Source organism: Arthrobacter sp. ISL-95, from assembly GCF_018613695.1.
Classification (GTDB): Bacteria; Actinomycetota; Actinomycetes; order Actinomycetales; family Micrococcaceae; genus Arthrobacter.
On the sequence record NZ_JAGGPR010000009.1, the window covers coordinates 188,316 to 208,994 of the forward strand.

General features: G+C 64.3%; 19 protein-coding genes and 1 pseudogene. 15 read left to right on the plus strand and 5 right to left on the minus strand.

Annotated features, from left to right (window positions below; genetic code table 11):
- The first annotated feature begins 90 nt into the window (after positions 1-90).
- A complete protein-coding gene (helR, locus tag J7I86_RS14825; protein WP_214821008.1) occupies positions 91-2,286 on the plus strand; it encodes an RNA polymerase recycling motor ATPase HelR in 2,196 nt (731 codons plus the stop codon).
- Positions 2,287-2,365: 79 nt separating this feature from the next.
- Entirely contained in the window at positions 2,366-3,211 is an 846-nt protein-coding gene (locus J7I86_RS14830) for an HAD family hydrolase (protein WP_214821009.1), read from the plus strand.
- A gap of 109 nt (positions 3,212-3,320) precedes the next feature.
- Here the strand turns inward: J7I86_RS14830 and J7I86_RS14835 are convergent, their stop codons facing one another.
- Positions 3,321-4,061 carry a GAF and ANTAR domain-containing protein gene (locus J7I86_RS14835; RefSeq protein WP_214821010.1) on the minus strand — a complete coding sequence of 247 codons (741 nt, stop codon included), beginning with the start codon at positions 4,059-4,061 and terminating at the stop codon, positions 3,321-3,323.
- Between the two features lie 141 nt (positions 4,062-4,202).
- Between J7I86_RS14835 and J7I86_RS14840 the strand changes: the two genes are divergently transcribed.
- Complete coding sequence (locus J7I86_RS14840; protein ID WP_214821012.1) at positions 4,203-4,979, plus strand: sigma-70 family RNA polymerase sigma factor; 777 nt, start codon at positions 4,203-4,205, stop codon at positions 4,977-4,979.
- An 11-nt stretch (positions 4,980-4,990) separates the two neighbouring features.
- Here J7I86_RS14840 and J7I86_RS14845 read toward each other — a convergent pair whose 3' ends face one another.
- Positions 4,991-5,953 carry a glycosyltransferase family 9 protein gene (locus J7I86_RS14845; RefSeq protein ID WP_214821014.1) on the minus strand — a complete coding sequence of 321 codons (963 nt, stop codon included), beginning with the start codon at positions 5,951-5,953 and terminating at the stop codon, positions 4,991-4,993.
- 86 nt (positions 5,954-6,039) lie between these two features.
- Here J7I86_RS14845 and J7I86_RS14850 point away from each other — a divergent pair, with 86 nt between their 5' ends.
- From J7I86_RS14850 to J7I86_RS14880, 7 genes are all read left to right on the plus strand, one after another.
- Positions 6,040-6,594, plus strand: a complete 555-nt coding sequence (locus J7I86_RS14850) for an HAD-IIIA family hydrolase (RefSeq protein ID WP_214821016.1) — start codon at positions 6,040-6,042, stop codon at positions 6,592-6,594.
- Positions 6,591-7,679 carry a glycosyltransferase family 9 protein gene (locus J7I86_RS14855; protein ID WP_214821018.1) on the plus strand — a complete coding sequence of 363 codons (1,089 nt, stop codon included), beginning with the start codon at positions 6,591-6,593 and terminating at the stop codon, positions 7,677-7,679. Before J7I86_RS14850 ends, J7I86_RS14855 begins: the two co-directional genes overlap by 4 nt.
- Positions 7,676-8,779 carry a glycosyltransferase gene (locus J7I86_RS14860; protein ID WP_214821020.1) on the plus strand — a complete coding sequence of 368 codons (1,104 nt, stop codon included), beginning with the start codon at positions 7,676-7,678 and terminating at the stop codon, positions 8,777-8,779. The genes J7I86_RS14855 and J7I86_RS14860 overlap by 4 nt, the downstream gene beginning before the upstream one ends.
- Complete coding sequence (locus tag J7I86_RS14865) at positions 8,776-10,044, plus strand: glycosyltransferase (protein WP_214821022.1); 1,269 nt, start codon at positions 8,776-8,778, stop codon at positions 10,042-10,044. The genes J7I86_RS14860 and J7I86_RS14865 overlap by 4 nt, the downstream gene beginning before the upstream one ends.
- Before the next feature lie 86 nt (positions 10,045-10,130).
- Positions 10,131-10,775 carry an SIS domain-containing protein gene (locus J7I86_RS14870; protein ID WP_214821081.1) on the plus strand — a complete coding sequence of 215 codons (645 nt, stop codon included), beginning with the start codon at positions 10,131-10,133 and terminating at the stop codon, positions 10,773-10,775.
- Entirely contained in the window at positions 10,772-12,175 is a 1,404-nt protein-coding gene (locus tag J7I86_RS14875; RefSeq protein ID WP_214821024.1) for a PfkB family carbohydrate kinase, read from the plus strand. Before J7I86_RS14870 ends, J7I86_RS14875 begins: the two co-directional genes overlap by 4 nt.
- A 32-nt stretch (positions 12,176-12,207) precedes the next feature.
- Entirely contained in the window at positions 12,208-12,903 is a 696-nt protein-coding gene (locus J7I86_RS14880) for an SDR family oxidoreductase (RefSeq protein ID WP_214821026.1), read from the plus strand.
- Here the strand turns inward: J7I86_RS14880 and J7I86_RS14885 are convergent.
- On the minus strand, positions 12,869-14,044 hold the full coding sequence (locus J7I86_RS14885) for a glycosyltransferase family 9 protein (protein WP_214821028.1): 1,176 nt from the start codon (positions 14,042-14,044) through the stop codon (positions 12,869-12,871). The two genes, J7I86_RS14880 and J7I86_RS14885, sit on opposite strands and share 35 nt — an antisense overlap.
- A 147-nt stretch (positions 14,045-14,191) precedes the next feature.
- Here J7I86_RS14885 and rfaE2 point away from each other — a divergent pair, with 147 nt between their 5' ends.
- Both rfaE2 and J7I86_RS14895 read left to right on the plus strand, forming a co-directional pair.
- Positions 14,192-15,826 (plus strand): D-glycero-beta-D-manno-heptose 1-phosphate adenylyltransferase, encoded by a 1,635-nt coding sequence (rfaE2, locus tag J7I86_RS14890; protein ID WP_286179803.1) that lies wholly within the window; start codon positions 14,192-14,194, stop codon positions 15,824-15,826.
- A gap of 10 nt (positions 15,827-15,836) precedes the next feature.
- Positions 15,837-16,872, plus strand: a pseudogene (locus J7I86_RS14895) (NAD-dependent epimerase/dehydratase family protein).
- A 4-nt stretch (positions 16,873-16,876) separates the two neighbouring features.
- On the opposite strand, the gene J7I86_RS14900 reads toward J7I86_RS14895, so the two are convergent.
- Positions 16,877-17,959, minus strand: a complete 1,083-nt coding sequence (locus tag J7I86_RS14900) for an aromatic acid exporter family protein (RefSeq protein ID WP_286179804.1) — start codon at positions 17,957-17,959, stop codon at positions 16,877-16,879.
- 183 nt (positions 17,960-18,142) lie between these two features.
- Between J7I86_RS14900 and J7I86_RS14905 the strand changes: the two genes are divergently transcribed.
- The 3 genes from J7I86_RS14905 to J7I86_RS14915 are packed head-to-tail and all read left to right on the plus strand — an operon-like array spanning position 18,143 to position 20,096.
- On the plus strand, positions 18,143-19,075 hold the full coding sequence (locus tag J7I86_RS14905) for a hypothetical protein (RefSeq protein ID WP_214821030.1): 933 nt from the start codon (positions 18,143-18,145) through the stop codon (positions 19,073-19,075).
- Complete coding sequence (locus J7I86_RS14910; RefSeq protein ID WP_214821032.1) at positions 19,072-19,503, plus strand: phage holin family protein; 432 nt, start codon at positions 19,072-19,074, stop codon at positions 19,501-19,503. The genes J7I86_RS14905 and J7I86_RS14910 overlap by 4 nt, the downstream gene beginning before the upstream one ends.
- The gene (locus J7I86_RS14915; RefSeq protein ID WP_214821034.1) at positions 19,500-20,096 is read left to right on the plus strand and encodes a DUF3618 domain-containing protein; all 597 of its coding nucleotides are present in this window, start codon (positions 19,500-19,502) and stop codon (positions 20,094-20,096) included. The genes J7I86_RS14910 and J7I86_RS14915 overlap by 4 nt, the downstream gene beginning before the upstream one ends.
- Before the next feature lie 79 nt (positions 20,097-20,175).
- Here J7I86_RS14915 and J7I86_RS14920 read toward each other — a convergent pair whose 3' ends face one another.
- Entirely contained in the window at positions 20,176-20,664 is a 489-nt protein-coding gene (locus J7I86_RS14920) for a phage tail protein (protein WP_214821035.1), read from the minus strand.
- Positions 20,665-20,679 lie beyond the last annotated feature (15 nt).

The window sequence follows — 20,679 nt, forward strand, 5'->3', positions numbered from 1 at the left end:
TAACGCACCCCGGGGCTTGCGGCAAGGCCCCCTCCATGCCGAACAATTGAGCCACGAAACCCCAACGTCCAAAGAAAAGGGAGTCGTGTGATGCCCGAAGTCAGTCCGGCGAAAACCAGCGCCTTCGCGTTGCCTGAGCACCTTGACCGCAAAGCCGATCCGAAGCTGATCGGCACCGACGAGCAGCAGTTTGAAGCGATCGCGGCCAGCCTGTCGGAGTCCATAGAGGAGTTGTCCGAACGTCTTGATGCCACGCGAAAGCGGCCCGGCGGCCGGGGGCAGGCGGCCTTGGACAGGGACCAGGAGATTCACCGGATCACTGCGCGACTAAGGGCCTTGAGGCGCTTCGGCCTGGACCTTTGCTTGGGCAGGATGGTCACTGCGGACAGTTCGGAACCGGTGTATGTCGGCAGGCTCGGATTGACCGACAGCGTGGGCCGTCGGCTCCTGATCGACTGGCGCTCGCCGGCTGCTGAGCCCTTCTTCGGGGCGACCCACGCCAACCCAATGGGATTGGTGAGCCGCCGCAGGTATCGCTGGACTCGTGGCCGGATCAGCGACTACTGGGACGAAGTATTCACTGCTGACGGCCTTGAAAGCAACGCTGCCCTTGATGATCAGTCCGCTTTCATCGCCAGTTTGGGCAGCAGCCGCTCGCCTCGGATGCGGGACGTGTTGGGGACCATCCAAGCTGACCAGGACCAGATCATTCGGGCAGGCTCACGGGGGGCTTTAGTGGTGGACGGCGGTCCCGGTACCGGAAAGACTGTGGTCGCTTTGCATCGGACGGCGTACCTCCTCTATTCGGATCCCCGGCTGAATCATCGCGGCAGCCATCGAAAGAGCGATCTCCTGTTCGTGGGCCCGCATCAGCCCTACCTCGCTTACGTCGCGGATGTTCTTCCGAGCTTGGGTGAAGAGGGAGTGCAGACGTGCACGCTAAAGGACCTTGTCCCCGAAGGTGCCACGGCCGTCGTCGAAAGTGATCCCGAAGTGGCTCGGCTGAAGTCGTCCGTGGCGATGGTGAAAGCAATTGAGTCCGCAGTGACGTTCTACGAGGCGCCGCCGACTGACGGCACGGAGGTTGAGACGCCCTACGCCGACGTATGGCTCAGCAGTGAGGACTGGGCGGAGGCATTTGACGCCGCGGAACCCGGTACTCCGCACAACGAAGCCCGCGACGACGTGTGGGAGGCACTGCTCGCCATCCTCGTGGACAAGATGGACGAGCATGACCTTCCGGAGAGCTCGCTTCGCCGCGCGTTCACCCATAACGCGGAGCTGCGGGCAGCATTCGCCAAGGCATGGCCGCTCCTCCATTACTCGGCGTTGGTAGCGGACCTATGGCGGGTTCCGGCTTATCTGCGATTGTGTGCGCCATGGCTGCAGCCTGGTGAAACAGCCACGCTTCATCGGGAAAACCCCGAGGCATGGACGACGGCGGATCTGCCGCTTTTGGACGCAGCCCGCCAACTCCTGGGAGACCCTGAGGCTTCGCGACGCAGAGGGAAACGGGAAGCCGCTCTTGCCGCTGAGCGGGAGCTCATGGACCGGGTGGTGGATGACCTGATCGCCGCTGATGACTCCGAAAACCTTGAGATGTACATGCTCCGCGGTGACGACATGCGGGAAAAGCTCGTGGACGGGGACGCCTTGGAGTCAGCCGATCCCGATGTTCTTGCGGGACCGTTCGCCCACATTGTGGTGGATGAAGCCCAGGAGCTGACGGACGCAGAGTGGCGGATGTTGTTGCTTCGGTGCCCTTCACGGAGTTTCACGGTGGTAGGGGACCGGGCCCAAGCCAGGCACGGGTTCACGGAATCATGGGAGGAGCGCCTGGAACGCGCGGGCCTTGGCGCCATCAACGTGGCCAGTCTCAGCATCAACTACCGCACACCGGAAGAGGTCATGGTTGAAGCTGAGCCGGTTATCCGCGAGGCACTCCCGGACGCCAATGTGCCTACCTCGGTTCGCAGCAGTGGAACCCCGGTGGTCCACGGTGAAATCAGCCAGCTCAGCACGATTCTGGATGGCTGGCAGGAGACCAACCCTGAGGGCATCGCCTGCGTTATTAGTCGGCCGGACGCCATAGTCAGGACTCAACAGGGCCGTGTTAGTTGGCTCACCCCTGAACTGGCAAAGGGTTTGGAGTTCGACCTCGTGGTCCTGATCGATCCGGAGACGTTTGGCCGGGGCATCGAAGGCGCCGTGGACCGATACGTGGCCATGACGCGGGCCACCCAGCAGCTGGTGATCCTTCGGAGTATCCCGGAACAGGGCCTATGACCACTGTTCACCCCCCGTTAATCCACAGCTGTGGCGCCGGTCCTAGTTCAGTGTCGGAGGTGTCTGATCTACTGTAAGCATGACTATTTTGACTGATACTCCAGTTGCTGGCATCGATGACCAGCCAAATAACAACAACAAGCTCATGATCGCCTTGGACGTGGACGGCACCCTGGTGGACCACGACGGCCACATGTCTCCGGCTGTTCGCTCCGCTGCGCAAGCTGTGGTGGCCGACGGCCACGACGTCATGATCGCTACGGGCCGCTCGCTCAACGCGACGCTTCCCATCATCCAGCAGATCGGCCTCGAGCGAGGCTACGCTGTGTGCTGCAATGGCGGCGTGACTCTACGCCTGGACCCCTCGGTGGAGAAGGGTTACGAGATTATCCACAAGGCAACTTTCGATCCAGCTCCGGCTCTGAAGGCCTTGCGGGAACGGCTGCCCAACGCCAAGTACGCGCTGGAGGACGAGGACGGGAACTTCCTTTCCACGGAGCGTTTCCAGGATGCCAGTTTCGGCGTGGAGTCCATCGGCGTCGACTTCCAGACCATGCTGGATGCCACGGCAGTCCGTGTAGTGGTTTTCAGCAGCGAGAACACTTCGGACGAGTTCAATGAGGCCATCAAACACATCGGACTTTCCGGCGTGACGTACTCGGTGGGGTGGACTGCCTGGCTGGACATCGCTGCCGAGGGCGTTACCAAGGCGAGTGCGCTGGAGGTTCTGCGCCACAAGCTCGGTACGGACCTGGCCAATACGGTTGCAGTGGGCGATGGCCGCAACGACATCGAGATGCTCACATGGGCCGGCCGCGGCGTTGCCATGGGCCAGGCTCCTGACGAGGTAATCGCCGTTGCTGATGAAGTCACCGCTTCAGTGCTCGACGACGGCGCGGCGCAGGTTTTGCGCAGCCTGCTGTAACTGCCGCTCGTCTTAGCCGGGCACACCTCTGCGGCTAATCCGGCCCTTGTTCGCTTACCCACACCGCTGAGCGGCGGGGGTTTCGTACAAGGGCCGGATCCGTGGTGGCTTACTTGAAGTACGTCTGAACGGGCCCTCCACCTGCGGATTCAACAATGGCCTGCGCCACCACCCGGAGCTTGACGTTCCGATTGCTGGAGGCCTTCTTGATGAGCTCCATGGCTTCTTGTTGGGTGCAGCGGTTTTGGGCGATGATGATGCCCGTTGCCACGTCGATCACGGTGCGGGATTCCATCGCTGCCCTGAGGTTGTTGGCGGTCTGGCTGTGCTCGGCGATCAAGACCGCCAGGCGCAGGCCTTTGGACGCCTGCTGTACGTAGTCGTTGGCGCGTTGCACGGCGGCTTGGTCGAAGGCGTTGGCGTGTTCCGAGTAGAGGTTGAGCCCTGCCCGGGCAGCGTCTTCGCTGAGGGGAAATGGTACGGCCAGGACGGACCGGATGTCGTGTTCGGTGACTAGCTTGTTGTACTCCGGCCAAGTGTCGTCTTTGGCGAAATCCGGAATATGCACTTGTGTGACTTCACGGCAGGCGTGGAGGCACGGTCCGTCGGAGAAGTTGTACTGCAATTCGTCGAGCATTTGGGCGCGCTCGCTGCTGCTTGCCACTGTCGCTGCGGAGCGATGCCGCATCAGCGTAATGCCGCAGTAAACCTCGTTCCCAGGCGTGCTGAACATACCGGCTGAGTGTCTGGCGAGCTCCTCCAGGAATGCTTCAACGTCAGGTGTATCGAGCAGCAGGTCTTGGATATCGGCCACCACTGTAGTGGGCTCGGCGAGCTGAGGTTCTTCCATGGGGAACTCCGATCCCTGATTATGGCTTCCTTTCGAGACTAACCCCGTAGACCCGTTGAAAGCTAATAGTAAGTGTGCTTCTCTTTTTAAGGAGTCTTGCCGTGGGCTCACTCTCACCAGCCGGTTAAGGATTGAAGCCCCATGCGTCAAACCCAACCCCTCACCGTCCCCGCCAGGACCTCAGAATGCAAGCCTGAGGGCAGCATTCGCCAGAGTTTCCAGGACAGTCTGGTCTTGGACCACCTCAATCTGGCCAAGTCCATTGCCGCCAGATACTCCGCTCACACTCACGACCTCGACGACGTCAGGCAGGTCGCGTACATGGGCCTCATCAAGGCCTCACGCGGCTACGACGAGTCCAAGGGCGTGAGCTTTCCCGCCTACGCCGCCCCTACCATCGCCGGAGAGGTTAAGCGCTATCTCCGCGACCATTGCTGGGTGGTGCGTCCTCCGCGGACCATCCAGGACGTCCGCCGCCAAGTGCTGGCCCGGACGGAGGAATTGACCCAAACCCTGCAACGCACCCCCTCTCCGGAAGAGGTGGCGGAGGATCTGCAACTGGAGCCGTGCCAGGTCCGCGAAGCACTGATGGCCGGTACCAGTAAGCGCCCGGATTCCCTGGATGTGCCCGCCTCCGAGGGGCGTGACGGTCTCCAAGGATCTCTTTCTGCTTTCGGATGCCCCACAGACCGGCTCGAGGACGTGCTGGCTCTGCGGAATGCCATTCGCGGCCTCAGCGCAGAGGACCGGCACTTGCTGTACCGCCGCTACTACCGCGAGGAGACGCAGTCCACCATCGCGGAGGCCCTGGGAATGTCCCAGATGCAGGTGTCGCGAAAGCTCTCAAAGATCCTGGTGTCCCTCCAAACGCAACTGTTGGACGAAGAAGCCCAACTGAAGGACGGAACAGCCCCTTAACCACGTACCAGCTAGCAGCCGAGCGCTTTCACTGCGTCCAACACGTCGCGGACGCTGACGGCCAAAAGCGCGGGATCAGGATCGGCTGAGAATACATCACCACGGCGGAGTTCGACGGCGGTCAGCACCACGTGCGGTCCCGGCGGCGGTCCCCACTCTTCCGCAGGTGCGGGGCCGAACAGCACTACCGAGGGACGTTCATACGCGGACGCGAGATGCGCTGCGCCGGTATCGGCGGAGACCACAAGGCGGGCTTCGGCGATGGTGGCGGCAAACTCGGCGAGGCCTTGCCGCCCGGCCAGCAGTCCGTCGTCGAGGTTTGCTCCTTTGAGCTTGGCCAAGGCAGCCGCCTCTTCTGCCCGGGCGCGCTCGGACGTGCCGCCCGTGAGAACTACCTCGTGCCCGGCTGCGGCAAGTTCCACGGCCACCTCCGCGAACCGCTCCACCGGCCACAGCCTGCTGCCGTAAGCCGCACCGACGTGCACAACTGTGGTGCCGGGACGCGGCGACGGAACGGCCGGATGGTTCAGCCGGTAGTCCAAGGGATCGGCGTCGATGCCGTGCCAGTTGAGGAGCCGCGTCCAGCGCTCGCGTTCCGGGATGCCGGTGATCCACTCAGGCCCGTTAATGCCGTTGGAGGCATGTGCCACCACCCGGTTGGCCTGCAGTTCCTCAATCCGCAAACGGCTTTCAGCGCCGTTCCCGTGGAGGTTCACGGCGATATCCACAGCACCCCGGGGGACTGTCAGGGGGTCATCTAGCCCAGGGGTTGGCAGGTGGTGAATGCCGCCCACCAACTCCAAGGCCTCGGCAATCCAGGCCGGTGCGGCGTACAGAATCCGATGCTCAGGGAATGCCCGGCTCAAGCCCCGGAGTGCCGGGACGGCAACCAGCAAGTCCCCCAATTTCAGGGCGCGCAGGGCAAGCAACAGGGGCTGATCGTTGTTCTCGTAACTGTTCAAAGCTGTGTCCAAGGTGGCCTCCCGCTAGGAGTCTAGCGGCAGGAAACTTCTCAGGGCCGCATTGTTTAGCGCCGGGAGAACTGGGGAACGTTGCGGGTATGGGAGGAACCGTAACGTTGAAGGCGGTCCTGTTCGACCGCGATGGAACGCTCGTCGTTGACGTGCCATATAACGGCGATCCGCAGCTGGTGCGACCCATGGACGGCGCCCGTGAAGCATTGCAAAAAGTACGCCGCGCGGGACTGGCCACGGGTGTGGTGACCAATCAGTCGGGCGTGGCGCGCGGGCTGTTGTCGGTGGAGCAGATGCACTCCGTCAACCAGCGGGTGGATGAGCTGCTGGGTCCGTTCGACGTGTGGGAGTTCTGTCCGCACGGACCGGAGGACGGCTGTGCCTGCCGCAAGCCTGAGCCGGGAATGATCCTGGAAGCATGCAACTCCTTGGGCATCAGCCCGGAGGAGGCCGCCTTCGTAGGCGACATCGGTGCTGACATGGAGGCCGCTGCTGCTGCTGGTGCCAGGGCTGTGTTGGTGCCAACGGAAATCACCCGGCGCGAGGAGATCGAGGCTGCCGGTAGTGTTGCCGAGGACCTGGGCCACGCCGTCGAGCTCCTGCTCGCCGGGGCTCTGGACGAACAGGATGCCCCTGTATGAGCCGCGTCCTGGTAGCCCGCTTGGACAGTATGGGGGACGTCCTCCTGTCAGGACCTGCCTTGCGTGCCGTGGCAAACGGAAGTCGCCCCGATGGCAGCCGACCCAACGATGTTGTGCTGCTCTGCGGTCCCGAAGGATCCAGTGCGGCGGAGATGCTGCCCGGAGTGACGCAGGTGCACACGTGGGCGTGCCCGTGGATTGTGAACCCGGCGCCTCCTGTCACGGATGAGATGACCCGGGGCCTGATCGACTTTGTCCGCAGCTCGCGGATCCAGGAAGCAGTCATTCTTACCTCCTTCCATCAGTCCCCGCTTCCGCTGGCAATGCTCCTGCGCTTGGCCGGCGTCAAAAAGATCACGGGCGCATCAACGGACTACGCAGGCTCGCTCCTTGACGTCCGGCTCAAACCGGGCGAGGACTTCCCGGAGGACCAGCCGGAAGCGGTCCGGGCGCTTACCATCGCAGAGGCCGGCGGTTATGTGCTGCCCAACGGCGACGATGGAAAACTGCGCATCACCTCCGGCCCGGATCCTGAAGGGGTAGCCGACGCACTCGCTGATGAAGGACCGTACATTGTGGTCCACCCGGGATCTGCTGCGCCGGCAAGGGCTTGGCCCGCGTTGCACCACGCAGCAACCGTGGAGCTTTTGGAGGCGTACGGGCACCGGGTGGTGGTTACAGGTGGGCCCGGGGAAACCTCGCTCACGGCAACGGTGGCCGGTCCTTCGGCGCGGAACCTCGGCGGCGGAACCAACCTCCGCACGCTCGCAGCGGTACTGGCGGGAGCCGCCGTCGTGGTCACCGGCAATACCGGCCCCGCCCATCTGGCGGCAGCGGTGGGAACACCCGTGGTGTGCCTGTTCGCCCCGGTGGTCCCGGCCATCCGATGGGCGCCCTACGGCGTTCCGCTAGAACTGCTGGGAGACCAGGAGGCGCCCTGCAAGAACTCCCGAGCCCGTGTTTGCCCGGTTCCCGGGCATCCTTGCCTGAGCTCGGTAACCCCGGAGCAGGTTGTGGAAGCCGTTGAACGGCTCTTGGGAGGCGTGTCCTCTCTGTCCACCCGACGAAAGGTTTGGAAACCATGAGGATCCTCGTGTGGCATGTCCACGGCGGATGGATGGAGGCGTTCGTCCGCGGCCAGCATGAGTACCTACTGCCGAAATCGGCCGACGGCGGCGCGTGGGGTTTGGGACGAGGGGGCCGTGAGTGGCCTGCCGCCGCACAGGAAGTGGACCTGGAAACCTTGGACCCGGCCAGTGTTGACGCCGTGGTCCTTCAGAGGCCTGAAGAGATTGCCGCCGTAGCCCGCTCACTCGGCCGCCGCCCGGGCGTTGACCTTCCCGCCGTGTACCTCGAACACAACACCCCCAAGGGCGACGTCCCGTTCACGCTGCACCCGTTGGCGGACCAGAGCACCATTCCAGTGGTCCACGTGACCCATTTCAACCAGCTTTTCTGGGACACGGGCACGGCAAGCACCACAGTGATCGAACACGGCATTCCGGACCCGGGACGCCTGTACACCGGGGAGCGGGAAGAGATGGGCGTGGTGGTTAACGAGCCTGTTCGGCGCGGACGGGTCACAGGGACGGACCTCCTGCCCGGGTTCGCGGGGGTGGGACCGCTGCGGGTCTTCGGCATGGGGACGGAGGCTTTGCCGGAATCACTGAACCTCAAGGGATTCGGCCTCAGCGAAGAACGGCTCCGCATTGCCGGTGATGTCCCCGCCCCGAAACTCCACCAGGAACTGGCCCGCTGCCGCTTGTACCTTCACCCGCTTCGCTGGACCTCGCTGGGTTTGGCACTGCTGGAAGCCATGCACCTTGGCATGCCCGTCCTGGCACTGGCCACCACCGAGGCGAGCCGCGCCATTCCGCACGGCGCAGGCTTGGTCTCCAACGACGTCGACGATCTCCAGAGGTTCGCCCGGCGGTTGCTGGATGACCCTGACGACGCCTACGCCATGGGCATGGTGGCCCGCGGGGCCGCCCTTCAACGCTACGGACTGGACAAGTTTCTTCGAGCCTGGGACGAACTCTTGGCCGACCTCCCCCTGGGCACGCGCCGGGGAAGCCACCCGCAATCCGGAACAGCTTCCTCCGGCCAGGACCGCAATTCCGGCCACGACACCAACGCCCGCCATGACACCAACGCCCGCCATGACACAGAGAGGACGCACCCATGAAAATCTCCATGGTCTCCGAACACGCCAGTCCGTTGGCCGCCTTGGGAGGCGTTGACGCCGGAGGGCAGAACGTCCACGTGGCGGCGCTTTCCTCGGCCCTGGCAGATCGCGGCCATCAGGTCACGGTGTACACGCGGCGTGATGACCCCGATCTACCAGGGCGGGTGCGAGTGGGACCGGGACTCACTGTGGTTCACGTGGATGCCGGTCCTGCCCGCCGCATTCCCAAGGACGATCTCCTGCCATATATGGGCGAGCTCGCCGACGGGATCTGCGAGGATTGGGCCGGTGACCTGCCGGACGTTCTGCACGCCCACTTCTGGATGTCCGGACTCGCTGCCATCCAAGCGTCCCGCCGGGCAGGAGCGGTTGATCCCGTTCCCGTGGTGCAGACCTTTCACGCCTTGGGCTCGGTAAAACGCAGGCACCAAGGCGCTGCCGACACCAGCCCACCAGCCCGGGAATGGCTGGAACCGTGGATCGGACGCACCGCCGACTGGGTCATTGCCACCTGCCCGGACGAGGTCTTCGAACTCAAAGCCCTCGGCATCAGCCGGTCAAAAATCTCCATCGCACCCTGCGGCGTGGATCTCACCTTGTTCCCGGGAACGTCCGACGCCGAACCCAAGACCCGCACGCACCGGATCCTGAGCGTGGGCCGCCTCGTGCAGCGCAAGGGCGTGGACCTCATTATTCAGGCCCTGCCGCTCCTGGCAGAGGCGGGCTTCAACGATGTTGAGCTCCTGATTGTGGGCGGTTCCGGGGACGCCCTCAACCTCGAAGAAGATCCCGAAGCGCAGCGCCTCAGAGCCATGGCAAAGGAACTCGGGGTGGAGGACAAGATGACCATGCGCGGGCAGGTGCCGCGTGATGCCATGCCGGCCATTTTCCGCAGTGCCGACGCCGTGGTGTGCACGCCCTGGTACGAGCCGTTCGGCATAGTGCCCCTGGAAGCCATGGCGTGCGGAGTCCCGGTGGTGGCGGCAGCCGTGGGCGGGCTTAGGGAAACCGTGGTGGATCAAAAGACGGGGCTGCATGTCCCTCCGCGTGATCCTGAAGCCCTGGCAGAGGCGCTGGGGAAGCTGCTGGCAGATCCGGATCTTCGCGCCGACATGGGCCGCGCCGGATCACGCCGGGCGCGCTCCCGCTACTCCTGGGAACGCATCGCAGCGGACACCGAGAAAGCCTACCGGTCCGTTCTGGCAGCCGGATTGTCCCGGCAAGCCGGCGAACGCTTGGAACCACTGGAAGGAACGGCACTGTGAACATCAAAGGCACTGTGACTGTGACTATCGCCTCCACCACCCAAACCACCGCCCCCTCCACTGCACCCTCCGCGGTTCCGGACAGCCTGCCGGCGCGGTGGGCTCCCGATTTCACCGATCCCAACCACACCGCCGAGGTCACCAAACACCTGGACAACGTCCTGCCCGCGTTGGACTCCTTGCGCTCGCAGTCGGGCCTTTTGTCCGAGTGGGGAACCGTGCTGGCCAAACGTCTCTTGTCCGGCCAACGCCTGCTGGCCGCAGGCAACGGCGGTTCAGCGGCTGAGGCGCAACACCTCACGGCCGAACTGGTGGGCAGGTTCGATGAGGAGCGCGCACCCTTCTCCGCGATTTCACTCCACGCAGAGTCCTCCGCCGTGACAGCGCTCTCCAACGACTACGGCTACGAGGAGGTTTTCGCACGCCAAGTCAGGGCCCATGGTCGCTCAGGTGATGTCCTCCTCCTCCTCTCCACCAGTGGCCGCAGCCCCAACCTGCTCAAAGCCGTGCGTGCAGCCAAGGAACGCGGCATCACCACGTGGGCACTCACCGGCGCTGGCCCCAACCCGCTGGCTGACGCCTGCGATCAAGCCATCACCGTTGCGGCCATCTCCGCGAACGCCCAGGAAGGCCACCTCATCGCCATCCACGCAGTGTGCCGGGCCTTTGATGCCGAGGTAGCCCGCCGGGCCGGTTCAGGCTCGAACTCCTTCGGAGGCGGGCAGCCATGAGGATCACGGTAGTGGGGGACGTCCTCCTGGACGTCGACATCAACGGAGCCGCCACCCGGCTCAGCCCCGACGCGCCCGTGCCGGTGGTGGACGTGGCCGACATCCGGCGTCGTGCGGGTGGTGCCGGGCTGGTGGCTACCGTGCTTGCGCAGGACGGTCACGACGTCGCACTGGTCACCGCCCTCTCGGACGACGACGGCGCCAGCCACCTCAGGCGCGCGCTGACCGGCGTGTCTGTGCTTGCCGGAGCCCCGCTCGCCCCGACCCCTACCAAGACCCGTGTGCGAATCGGGACACATCCCATGGTCAGGTTCGATCAAGGATGCGCACCTGCCCCTGTCCCGTCCACTACGGGAGAGATGCTCGCCGCCATTGCTTCGTCGGACGCCATTGTGGTGGCCGATTACGGCCGGGGAATCACCGCAAATACCCAGATCCGCGCCGCGCTCGCCGAGGCCGCCGGACGTGTCCCGGTGGTGTGGGACCCGCATCCTGCCGGTTCCCAACCTGTGGAAGGGGTCGCCGTCGTGACGCCCAACCTCGCAGAGGCGCTGGCCTCTGCGAAAGCGGGAGGTTTGGAACCCTCCCGCACCGGCGCCGAAGAAGCTGGCCGATACCTGCTCCAAAAGTGGGGAAGTGGTGCCGTTCTGGTGACCAGAGGTGAAGATGGGGCGCTCCTGCTCTCAGCCGGTGCCACGGCGCAAGGCATCTCCGCACCCAAGACCAACGTCAGCGATCCCTGCGGAGCCGGCGACCGACTGGCTGGAAGCCTTGCTCTGCACTTGGGCCTGGGGCTTAACCTCGCGCAGGCCGCCACCAAGGCAGTGGAGGACGCGTCAGCATTCCTCGCAGCGGGCGGAGCAGCATCACTGGCGGTAGAAGGTTCCGATCCCAGTCCCGTCGTAGAACTCAAGGGCCTGGAACTCGTTGACCCCGGCGACCTGGAACCCGACGGCGTCCGGCTGGCTCACGCCGTGCGGTCCAGGGGCGGCACGGTGGTGGCCACCGGTGGCTGCTTCGACCTCCTCCATGCAGGCCACGCGCGCACATTGGCCGCCGCGCGCAGTATGGGCGATTGCCTGATCGTATGCCTGAATTCCGATGAATCGGTCAGGCGGCTCAAAGGCGCACACCGGCCAATCGTCAGCGTGGAAGACCGTGCGGAGTTATTGCTGGCGCTCGAATGCGTTGACGCCGTGGTGGTCTTCGGCGAGGACACTCCCGAGGCCTGCCTCAGCGAACTCAGGCCCGATATCTGGGTAAAGGGTGGCGACTACACCCCCGAAGAATTGCCGGAAGCCCGCTTGGTGGCGGGCTGGGGAGGGCGCTGCGTCACCGTGCCCTTCCATCCGGCACGCTCTACCAGCGGCTTGGCTGCAGCACTGGCCAAGGTCAGCTGACCACAAGCAAACCATTAACCGAGAGGAACAGCATGAACACGCAAACACCCGGCCGCGTCATCGTTACTGGAGGCGGCTCCGGCCTTGGCGCTGCGATCGTGGAAGCCATTCGCGACGCCGGCGGCACACCCTTCGTCTTTGACCGCGATGTCAGCAACGTGTCCGGTGCCAAGGCTCTGGAAGTGGACGTCTCCAACCGTGAAGCCGTGGAAGCCGCCGTCAAGGAAGCCGCCGAAAGCCTGGGCGGCCTGGACGGAGTGGTCACAGCTGCTGGCATTGACCGCTGCGGAAAGCTTGGCGACGTCCCGGCGGAGGAATGGGAAAAAGTCATTGGAGTGAACCTCCTGGGCACGGTGTCCGTGGTCCGTGCGGCGCTGCCCTATCTGAAGGGATCCCGCGGCCGGGCCATCACCATCGCCTCCACGCTGGGTCTCCGGGCACTCCCGGATGCCACGGCGTACTGCGCCTCCAAGTTCGGCGTGATCGGCTTCAGCCGGGCCTTGGCCGCAGAAACCGGGGGAGTCATCGGCGTCACCACCATCATCCCCGGTGGCATGAAGACCCACTTCTTTGACGATCGCGACGAACAGTACAAGCCGCAGGACGATTCCAAGCTCAACGATCCCGCCAACGTGGCGCAGGCCGTAGTGTTCGCCCTCTCCCAGCCGTTCGGCAGCGAAGTCCGCGAACTCCTTATTTGCCCCGCAGAAGAAGGCTCGTGGCCGTAAGGTCCAGCACGTCCTGAACAACATCGGCCACGGCGATGCCCTCAATGAGGGTGTCGTCGTGGCCGCAGTGCGGTGCCGTCCATCCAACCTGGGTGACGTCCGCTCCGCATCGAGGGCACTGCGTAGCCCACGACATCAGGACGCGATGCAGACTCCGCCCTCGCGGCCCCGCATTGAACACGTTCCCCACCCAGAAGATCCCCACCGTCGGCGTCCCCAACGCCTGGGCCAAGTGCCGTGGACCGCTGTCGCTGGCGAGCATCACCGTTGCATCCGCCAGGAGCGCAGCCAGATCCCCGATGTTCAGCTCACCGGCCACGGATCCAACAGCGTTCCTGTCCACCTCAGTCAATTGACGGACCGCCAATTCCGCCACTTCCTGCGCCAAGGCCTTCTCTGAGCGGTCACCCACGATCAGCACCTGCGCCCCTTCCCGGGCCAATCCCGCCGCGGCTTCAGCAAAGGACGACGCCGGCCATCGCCTCCGGGGATCGGTGGCACCCGGGTGGATCACCACCAGCGATGTCCGCTGTGCGTCCCGCATTCCCACGATGTTCTGCTGATGCTCGGGCCTGGGAAGCAGGGGAGGGGAGATGATGCTCGAAGCCCCGGCGAGGCCAGCCACCTCCAGCCACCGGTCCGGTTCATTCTGGTAATAGACGTAATCAAGGTTCCGCTCCAACGGCTCCGCATCCTTGGTGCGGGTGCCCACGGTATGCCGCGCACCAAGGCGAAGCAGGAAAGGGTTGGAAAACCGTCCGCCGCCGTGCATCTGAAACGCGACATCGAACTCCCTGGCCCTCATCGCCTCGAAGAAGGCCTCCTGCGCCGCAACATCCTCAGCATCGTCCTCAAAGCGCTCGCCGTTGCGGGGACCGTCATGGACACCGTGCGCCACGGGCAACATCTCGACGTCGTCAACGGGACCTTCCGTTGCGGCCACCACTGCCGCGTGAATGGGCGTGCCCAGGAGGGTGATGGATGCGCCGGGGTACGCGTTCTTCAAGGCGTAGAGGGCCGGGTAGGTGTAGATCAAGTCGCCCAGTCCACCGCCCCTGAGGGCCACAATCCGCTTGACGTCGCTGAATTTTTCCAGCACAGGACCCACCCCAGGGCTTGGCGTCGTCAGCGGTTTCTCCATGGGTGATTCCTTTCGCTGGCAAGACGGCGGGCTGGTTCTCCGCACCCGTTGATCCCGGGCGGAAACTCACGGGTTCGGCGTGTGAAGCCCGCGGCTCGGGGTACCTGAGGGGAACAGGAAACTGTAAGCCCAATCGGAAGGTACCCCATGGCACGCCTATCCAATCAAGACGGCCAGGCCAACCACGAAGGCAAGGCAAATCAAGAGGGCCTGGCAAAACAAGAAGGCCTGGCTGACTGGTTGCCAGGCCGTTTGGCCGAGGCACGCCCGGTGGTCACGGTCATCGGGGATTCCATCCTGGACGGCTGGTGGGACGGAACCATTGAGCGGTTCTGCCGCGAAGCCCCTGCCCCGGTGGTCCAGGTGCAGCGCCGGGATTTCGCCCCGGGAGGCGCAGCGAACACGGCGATGAACCTTGCCGCAATGGGGGCTCAGGTGCGTTTTATCTCACTGATAGGAGAGGACTCAGGGGGCCGCACGCTCCTTGAGCAGCTCAGGTCCGCGGGGGTGGACGTCTCTCATGTGGTGTCCCATGCGGAGATGACCACCACCACCAAGTTTCGCGTGAGCAGCGGCGGGCAGGTGATGCTGCGGTTGGACGACGCCGCCAGTGAAGTTCCCGCTGATGGCCTCCGCTTGATGGCCGCTGCCATCCCTGACGTCCTCCCCGGCTCCTCTGCCGTGGTCCTCTGCGACTACGGCGCGGGTGCCTTGGAAGGGGCCGTGAGGGACGCCCTACTCGAAAATCTGGGACCGCAAAGCGAGGGACACCAGACAGGGCGGCCCGGGTCTGACGGCGCAGGGGCCGGCTTCCCGGTGGCTCGGCAGGACACCCTGGTAGTGCTGGACGCCCACTACCCGGGACGCTGGGCAAGCCTCCAGCCTGATCTCGCTACCCCGAATGCGCAGGAAGCGGCCAGGCTGCTCGGCACCGAGTTCCCCGGCGGAGCCGCCAGGTGCCCGTTCGTGGAAGCCCACTCGGACCAGCTCCTGCGCGCCTCAGGTGCGGCCGCCGTCGTCGTGACTTTGGACCGGGAGGGGACGCTGACCATCCGGCCCAACAGGGATTCTCAAAAGCCGGCAACCCACCGGACGTGGGCCCGGCCCCAGGCTGAGAAGCAGGCCTCGGGTGCCGGCGATACGTTCGTGGCGGCGCTGACAATTGCCCGTGCCGCGGGATTGCCGTTGACCACCAGTGTGGATCTGGCCCAAGCTGCCGCTGACGTGGTGGTGCACAGGCCGGGTACCTCTGTCTGCACTACGGAAGAATTGGCAACGCACCTCCGCGGGTTCGCCGATACGGCGCTGACGGACTCCGAGTTGGCCCGGCAGGTGGAGGAGCATCGCCGGGAGGGCAAACGGATTGTGCTGACCAACGGGTGCTTCGATGTCCTTCACCGTGGACACACGCGCTACCTCAACCAAGCCAAGCAGCTGGGCGACGTTTTGGTGGTGGCACTGAACAGCGATTCTTCCGTGCGGAAGCTCAAGGGTCCGGACCGGCCGGTCAACCACGAGGCCGATCGTGCGGCAGTCATTGCCGCGCTGAGCTGCGTGGACCACGTCACCGTGTTCGATACCCCCACGCCCATACCGCTGATAGATCTTCTGCGGCCGGACGTCTATGCCAAAGGCGGCGACTACACTCCGGAGATGCTTCAGGAGACTGAGGCGGTGGAACGCTACGGCGGTACGGTGACCATCCTGGATTACGTCCCCGAGCACTCCACTACAGCGGTCCTGGAGCGCATCCGTTCCACGGGCGAAGCCCCGCAGGCCTGAGGAGACAGCCATGCGCATTGTGATCACAGGTGCAACAGGACACGGCGGCACGGAACTGCTGAAGCGGCTCCAGCGGGCACGCTCTGAAGAAGGCGCGGACTTGGAGCTGGTGGGCGTCGTCAGGCGGCAACCGGATCAGGACGCCGCTCCGTATCACGGCATGGAGTGGCACACTCTGGACATCAGCGCCACCGAGGATCAGCCCGCCTTGGAAGCAGCTATGGCAGGAGCTGATGCCGTGGTTCACCTGGCTTGGCTGATCCAGCCGAACCACAACAGGGAGATGCTTCGCCGGACCAATGTGGCCGGAACAGCCCACGTGCTCGCCGCCGCGCGTAAAGCCGGAGTTGGGCACGTGGTGTGCGCGTCATCGGTGGGAGCGTATTCGCCGGCTCCCAAAGACCAGCGGACCAAGGAAGGCTGGCCCACCGGCGGCATCCGGAGCTCGCACTACAGCGTGGATAAGGCGGCACAGGAAAATTCTCCTGGACGGTTTTGCCAAGGAGAACCCGGACATTGTGGTGGCACGGCTCCGTCCCGCGCTGATGTTCAGTGCCGGTGGCGGGAGCGAGGTTGGCCGCTACTTCCTGGGGCGGGTTCTGCCTCGGCTTGTTCCGCGCAAGCCCTGGCTGCCGCTGCTCGCTATCCCCAAGGAGATGGTGTTCCAGGCGGCCCACACGGCTGACGTCGCTGATGCCTACTGGCGTGTGCTGGAGCGCAAGGCGGAAGGTGCGTTCAACATCGCCGCCGAGCCGGTCATCGACCCCAACGCCTTGGCGTGGATTCTTAACGCCCGGCGGGTGATGCCTTTCCCGCTTGCGGTGCTGCGCGCCGTCGTCGAGGTCAGTTGGCGGCTCCGGCTGCAGGTGACCGACGGCGGGTGGGTGGACATGGCGGCCAACGCACCCATCATGGACACGGCCCGGGCGCACGCCCTATTGGGGTGGGCGCCTAAACATTCCTCGCTGGAGGCGCTGGCCGAAATGCTGGATGGGATCGGTGCAGGAAAGGGTCGGGAAGCCTCTCCTCCCCTGAAACCGCGGTAGCCCACTACTCGGAAGACAACACCACGGTCAGGATCCGGCGCAGGCTCATGGCCACCGACGCCGGAGCATTCACCGGGGCTTGGTCAGCGGCTGCCTCGGCAACAGCGTCGCTGAGGGCGGCAATGCTGTCCTTGGCTCGCGCCAGACGGTTGGCAAGCTCGCCTGACGCGGCGTCACGCCAGTGATCCACCACGCCGGACACGGACTCCAGGGCTTCCGAGAGCGGAGCCACCAAGGCATCCGGGATGACTGTCCCCGCGCCCTCTTCCCAGATGGCACTGGCCAGGACATCGGTGATGTCCTGGACGTGGAAGGTAAGCCGTTCAAGGGTGCGCAGGCCAGCAAGGTCCGCGGGCAGGCGGGTCGCACGACGACGGGACCTGGGGTTCGCTTTGGCACTCAGTTCAGCTTGATGCACCGCAGTCCGCACGCCTGCCGCTGTCAGCGAAAGTTCGTCGCTGCGGCTGGCCCACGCCTCGTGATTGGGCGGCCAGGACTCTTCCATGGCACGGGCCATATCTTTGAGTTGGCGGGACAAAGCGCCTTGGTGCCCGGCAATGGCGGGGTCGATGTCGTCCAGGTGCAGGGGTGGAAATATCAGCCAGTTCACCGCAAATCCGACGGTGACGCCCAAGGCCATCTGGAGGACGTAGGCGAAGGAGAAACCTTCGGCATTTGAGTCGCCCAGCACCAGCACGAACAGCGCTGCCATGGGAATCCATTCGGACGCAGTGCCCAGGCGGGGAAGGCCGCCGATGAGCACGCCAAGCCCCACCACCACGGCAACAGCCAAGGCAGTAGGCGCGGCCACAGTGGTGATGGCGAAGGCCATGCCGATACCCAGCACCAAACCCACCAGGCTCTGTAACCCATGTTTGGCAGAGTCGGCCACAGTGGGGTGCATGCTCACCAAGGCGCCCAGCGGGGCATAGTACGGATACTCAGCAGCGGGCCCTGGCATGAACGGTGCAAGGTACCAAGCCAAGCCTGCGGCGATTGCAGTCTTGGCGGCAAACAGGAGTCGGTGGCGGGTGACGGTTTTTCGTAGCGCGGGAATCAGCCGTCGCCTGTTGGGCAGTTGGCTCATCAAACCAACGTTGGCAGGTCTGTTGTCCCCTGTCGAGCGGGAAGCTCTGAAAGTGGGGCACGCCATCTTTTGGAAATTGGTGTGATTAGAACTGCAGCAAGCGGGTACACACCCATTGATAGTAACGATACTTACTATCCCGGCTGCTGTCCGCAGCCTGCCAACTGTGGAAAGAGAGCGACAATGACTGAGAGCCAATCGCCGCAGGACGGAAGCTTCGCGGCGCCAACCACTGGTGCCCAGGGAGGCACCGAACCGTTCACTGGAAACTACCTGGACTCGGCCGATATTGAGACCCAGACCGCCGGAACCACGGGAATCAGTGGCACTCCCGCCGGCTCAGGGACCGATTCCGCCAGTTCCGGCAAGGTAGATACCGCCAAGGAGGAAGCAGCAGGAGTGGCCGGAGCCGTCTCCGACGCCGCCGGCGGTGTGGTGGATACCGCCAAGTCCGAGGCCGGTCACGTGGCCCAGGAAGTCAAGGTGAACGCCCGCCAGCTGCTCACGCAGACCAAGGGTGAGCTGACCGATCAGGCTCAGGCCCAGCAGCAGCGTGTTGCCGAGGGTTTGCGGTCCATTTCCGACGAACTCTCCACCATGGCTAATTCAACTGAAAACGGTGGCGTTGCCACGGACTTGGTCCAGCAGGCAGCCCAGCGCTCCTCCTCCGTTGCCCAGTGGTTGGAAGGCCGGGATCCCGGCTCACTGCTGGATGAAGTCAAGGGCTTCGCGCGTCGTAAGCCAGGAACCTTCTTGCTGCTGGCTGCTGGAGCTGGTGTCATCGCCGGTCGTCTCGGCCGGGGCATGGCAGGCAACGCCTCCGACACTGAGTCCGCAAGCGGCACTCCGGCCACCACGCAGACGCCTCGCGCCGTTTACTACCCGACTCAGGGTGGCGCGGTAACTCCTCCGCCAGTGGACCTCCCCGGACCGACGGCAACCACCGCCGGATACGGTTCGGCCACAACCACCGGCTACGACGCAGGTACCACGGGTGGCTACGACGGATCCACGCTCCCTTACCCGGAGACCGAGGCCGGTGGCCTTAAGTCCCAGGGCGACCCGCTGGCAGGACCGCTCGATCCCGATGACCCCCAGTATGGAGGTCACCGATGAGCAGTCCCGCCGATCTGCCTCCCACGGAAGCCCACGCGAAGGCGGAGACCCTTCCCCTCGGTGAGCTCCTGAGCGACCTGACGCGCGACGTTTCGACGTTGATGCGCCAGGAAGTGGAGCTGGCCAAAGCGGAACTGAAGGATTCCGCCACTAAGGCAGGCAAGGGCGCTGGAATGCTGGGCGGAGCTGCATACGCCGGCCACATCACCGTGCTGTTCCTGTCCATTGCCCTTTGGTGGGCATTGGGTCAACTGGTTGGCCTGGGATGGTCCGCTGTTATTGTCGCGGTCATCTGGGGCATCGTTGCAGCAGTTCTGGCCTCCAAGGGCCGCAAGGAACTTAACGCCATCAAGGGCATGCCGCAGACCGCTGAGACGGTCAAGGAAATACCCCCCGCTTTGAAACCGAACACTGAGGAGACACGATGACGCAGAACCCCGACGCCCTGCGCGCCGATATCGAAGAAACTCGCCGGCGGCTCAGTACCAATGTTGATGCCGTGGCGGACAAGGTCACGCCCTCGCACATTGTCAATCGCAGAGTGGACAAGATCAAGACCGCTGTGTTCGGCGCCCGCGATGACGTCAGTGATGCTGCAGGCAATGCTGCTCACCGGGCCGGGGACGCAGTTTCCGACGTCGCCAGCAATGTTTCCGGGGCCGTCTCAGACCTCGGCGATGCCCCGCAGGTGATCACCCGGAAGGCCCAGGGCAGCCCGATCGCCGCCGGCTTGATCGCGTTCGGCGCAGGCTTGCTGGTGTCCTCGCTGTTCCCGGCCTCGGAAAAGGAGCGCGAAGCTGCCCAAGCCGTCAAGGACGCAGCCCAGCCCCTGACCGATGAGCTGAGCCATGCGGCCCAGGAAGTTGCCGAGCACCTGCGCGAGCCTGCCCAGGACGCAATGCAGAACGTTAAAGACAGCGCAACGGAGGCTGCGGCAAACGTCAAGGACGAAGGTCAGGCAGCAGCAGCCGACGTTCAGGACCGTGCAGGCACCGCCAAGGACAACATCAGCAACCAGTAACGCTCCGCGCTGACCCAACTGAGTCGCAGCAGATGCCCTTTTGAGCCCTCAAAACGGCGTTAACTGCGACTCGGTTGGGTTAAGGCTGCGGCTGGGCGGGTGTGGGTGGGTACTCGCCCTTGATGACAAAGTAGGAGCCCCGGATAGTCCCGGCAAGCTTTGATTTCTGCCGGGCAAACTTGAATTTTGATTCCAACTCGGCAGGGATCTCCATCCCGTCCGCCAGCTTGAAACCAACCGCCCTTTTCCCGTCCTCGAGGCTGTACATCACGTTGATGGCCAGCCCTGATTCGTAGAAGACATAGGCCATGTGCAGGTCTTCAACCTGGAAGGCGGTGGCTTCCAGGGGGCGGGACTCAATAACAATGTCGCGTTCTTCCCGGAGGATCCGGCTGACACGGTCCACCACTTCCGGTAGTTCACTTGCCGGGTTCACCACGAAAACGTGGTTGTACTTGTTCCGGAAATAGCGGGCCTCGTTGGCGCGCAACCCGGCGGCTGCTTCGGCTACCGGCGACGATTCCAAGCCCGCTGTAGAGACAGTCTTAAAGTCAACGGTGTATGGCATGGGCCCTCCTGGTTA

Bases quoted from the DNA above. Each gene is read 5' to 3' on its own strand.
- rfaE2 (WP_286179803.1), top strand. From the start codon at position 14,192: ATGGCACGCCTATCCAATCAAGACGGCCAGGCCAACCACGAAGGCAAG.
- J7I86_RS14835 (WP_214821010.1), bottom strand. From the start codon at position 4,061: ATGGAAGAACCTCAGCTCGCCGAGCCCACTACAGTGGTGGCCGATATC.
- J7I86_RS14920 (WP_214821035.1), bottom strand. From the start codon at position 20,664: ATGCCATACACCGTTGACTTTAAGACTGTCTCTACAGCGGGCTTGGAA.
- J7I86_RS14830 (WP_214821009.1), top strand. From the start codon at position 2,366: ATGACTATTTTGACTGATACTCCAGTTGCTGGCATCGATGACCAGCCA.
- J7I86_RS14885 (WP_214821028.1), bottom strand. From the start codon at position 14,044: ATGGAGAAACCGCTGACGACGCCAAGCCCTGGGGTGGGTCCTGTGCTG.
- J7I86_RS14915 (WP_214821034.1), top strand. From the start codon at position 19,500: ATGACGCAGAACCCCGACGCCCTGCGCGCCGATATCGAAGAAACTCGC.
- J7I86_RS14880 (WP_214821026.1), top strand. From the start codon at position 12,208: ATGAACACGCAAACACCCGGCCGCGTCATCGTTACTGGAGGCGGCTCC.
- J7I86_RS14900 (WP_286179804.1), bottom strand. From the start codon at position 17,959: ATGAGCCAACTGCCCAACAGGCGACGGCTGATTCCCGCGCTACGAAAA.
- J7I86_RS14875 (WP_214821024.1), top strand. From the start codon at position 10,772: ATGAGGATCACGGTAGTGGGGGACGTCCTCCTGGACGTCGACATCAAC.
- helR (WP_214821008.1), top strand. From the start codon at position 91: ATGCCCGAAGTCAGTCCGGCGAAAACCAGCGCCTTCGCGTTGCCTGAG.
- J7I86_RS14860 (WP_214821020.1), top strand. From the start codon at position 7,676: ATGAGGATCCTCGTGTGGCATGTCCACGGCGGATGGATGGAGGCGTTC.
- J7I86_RS14905 (WP_214821030.1), top strand. From the start codon at position 18,143: ATGACTGAGAGCCAATCGCCGCAGGACGGAAGCTTCGCGGCGCCAACC.
- J7I86_RS14850 (WP_214821016.1), top strand. From the start codon at position 6,040: ATGGGAGGAACCGTAACGTTGAAGGCGGTCCTGTTCGACCGCGATGGA.
- J7I86_RS14840 (WP_214821012.1), top strand. From the start codon at position 4,203: ATGCGTCAAACCCAACCCCTCACCGTCCCCGCCAGGACCTCAGAATGC.
- J7I86_RS14855 (WP_214821018.1), top strand. From the start codon at position 6,591: ATGAGCCGCGTCCTGGTAGCCCGCTTGGACAGTATGGGGGACGTCCTC.
- J7I86_RS14865 (WP_214821022.1), top strand. From the start codon at position 8,776: ATGAAAATCTCCATGGTCTCCGAACACGCCAGTCCGTTGGCCGCCTTG.
- J7I86_RS14910 (WP_214821032.1), top strand. From the start codon at position 19,072: ATGAGCAGTCCCGCCGATCTGCCTCCCACGGAAGCCCACGCGAAGGCG.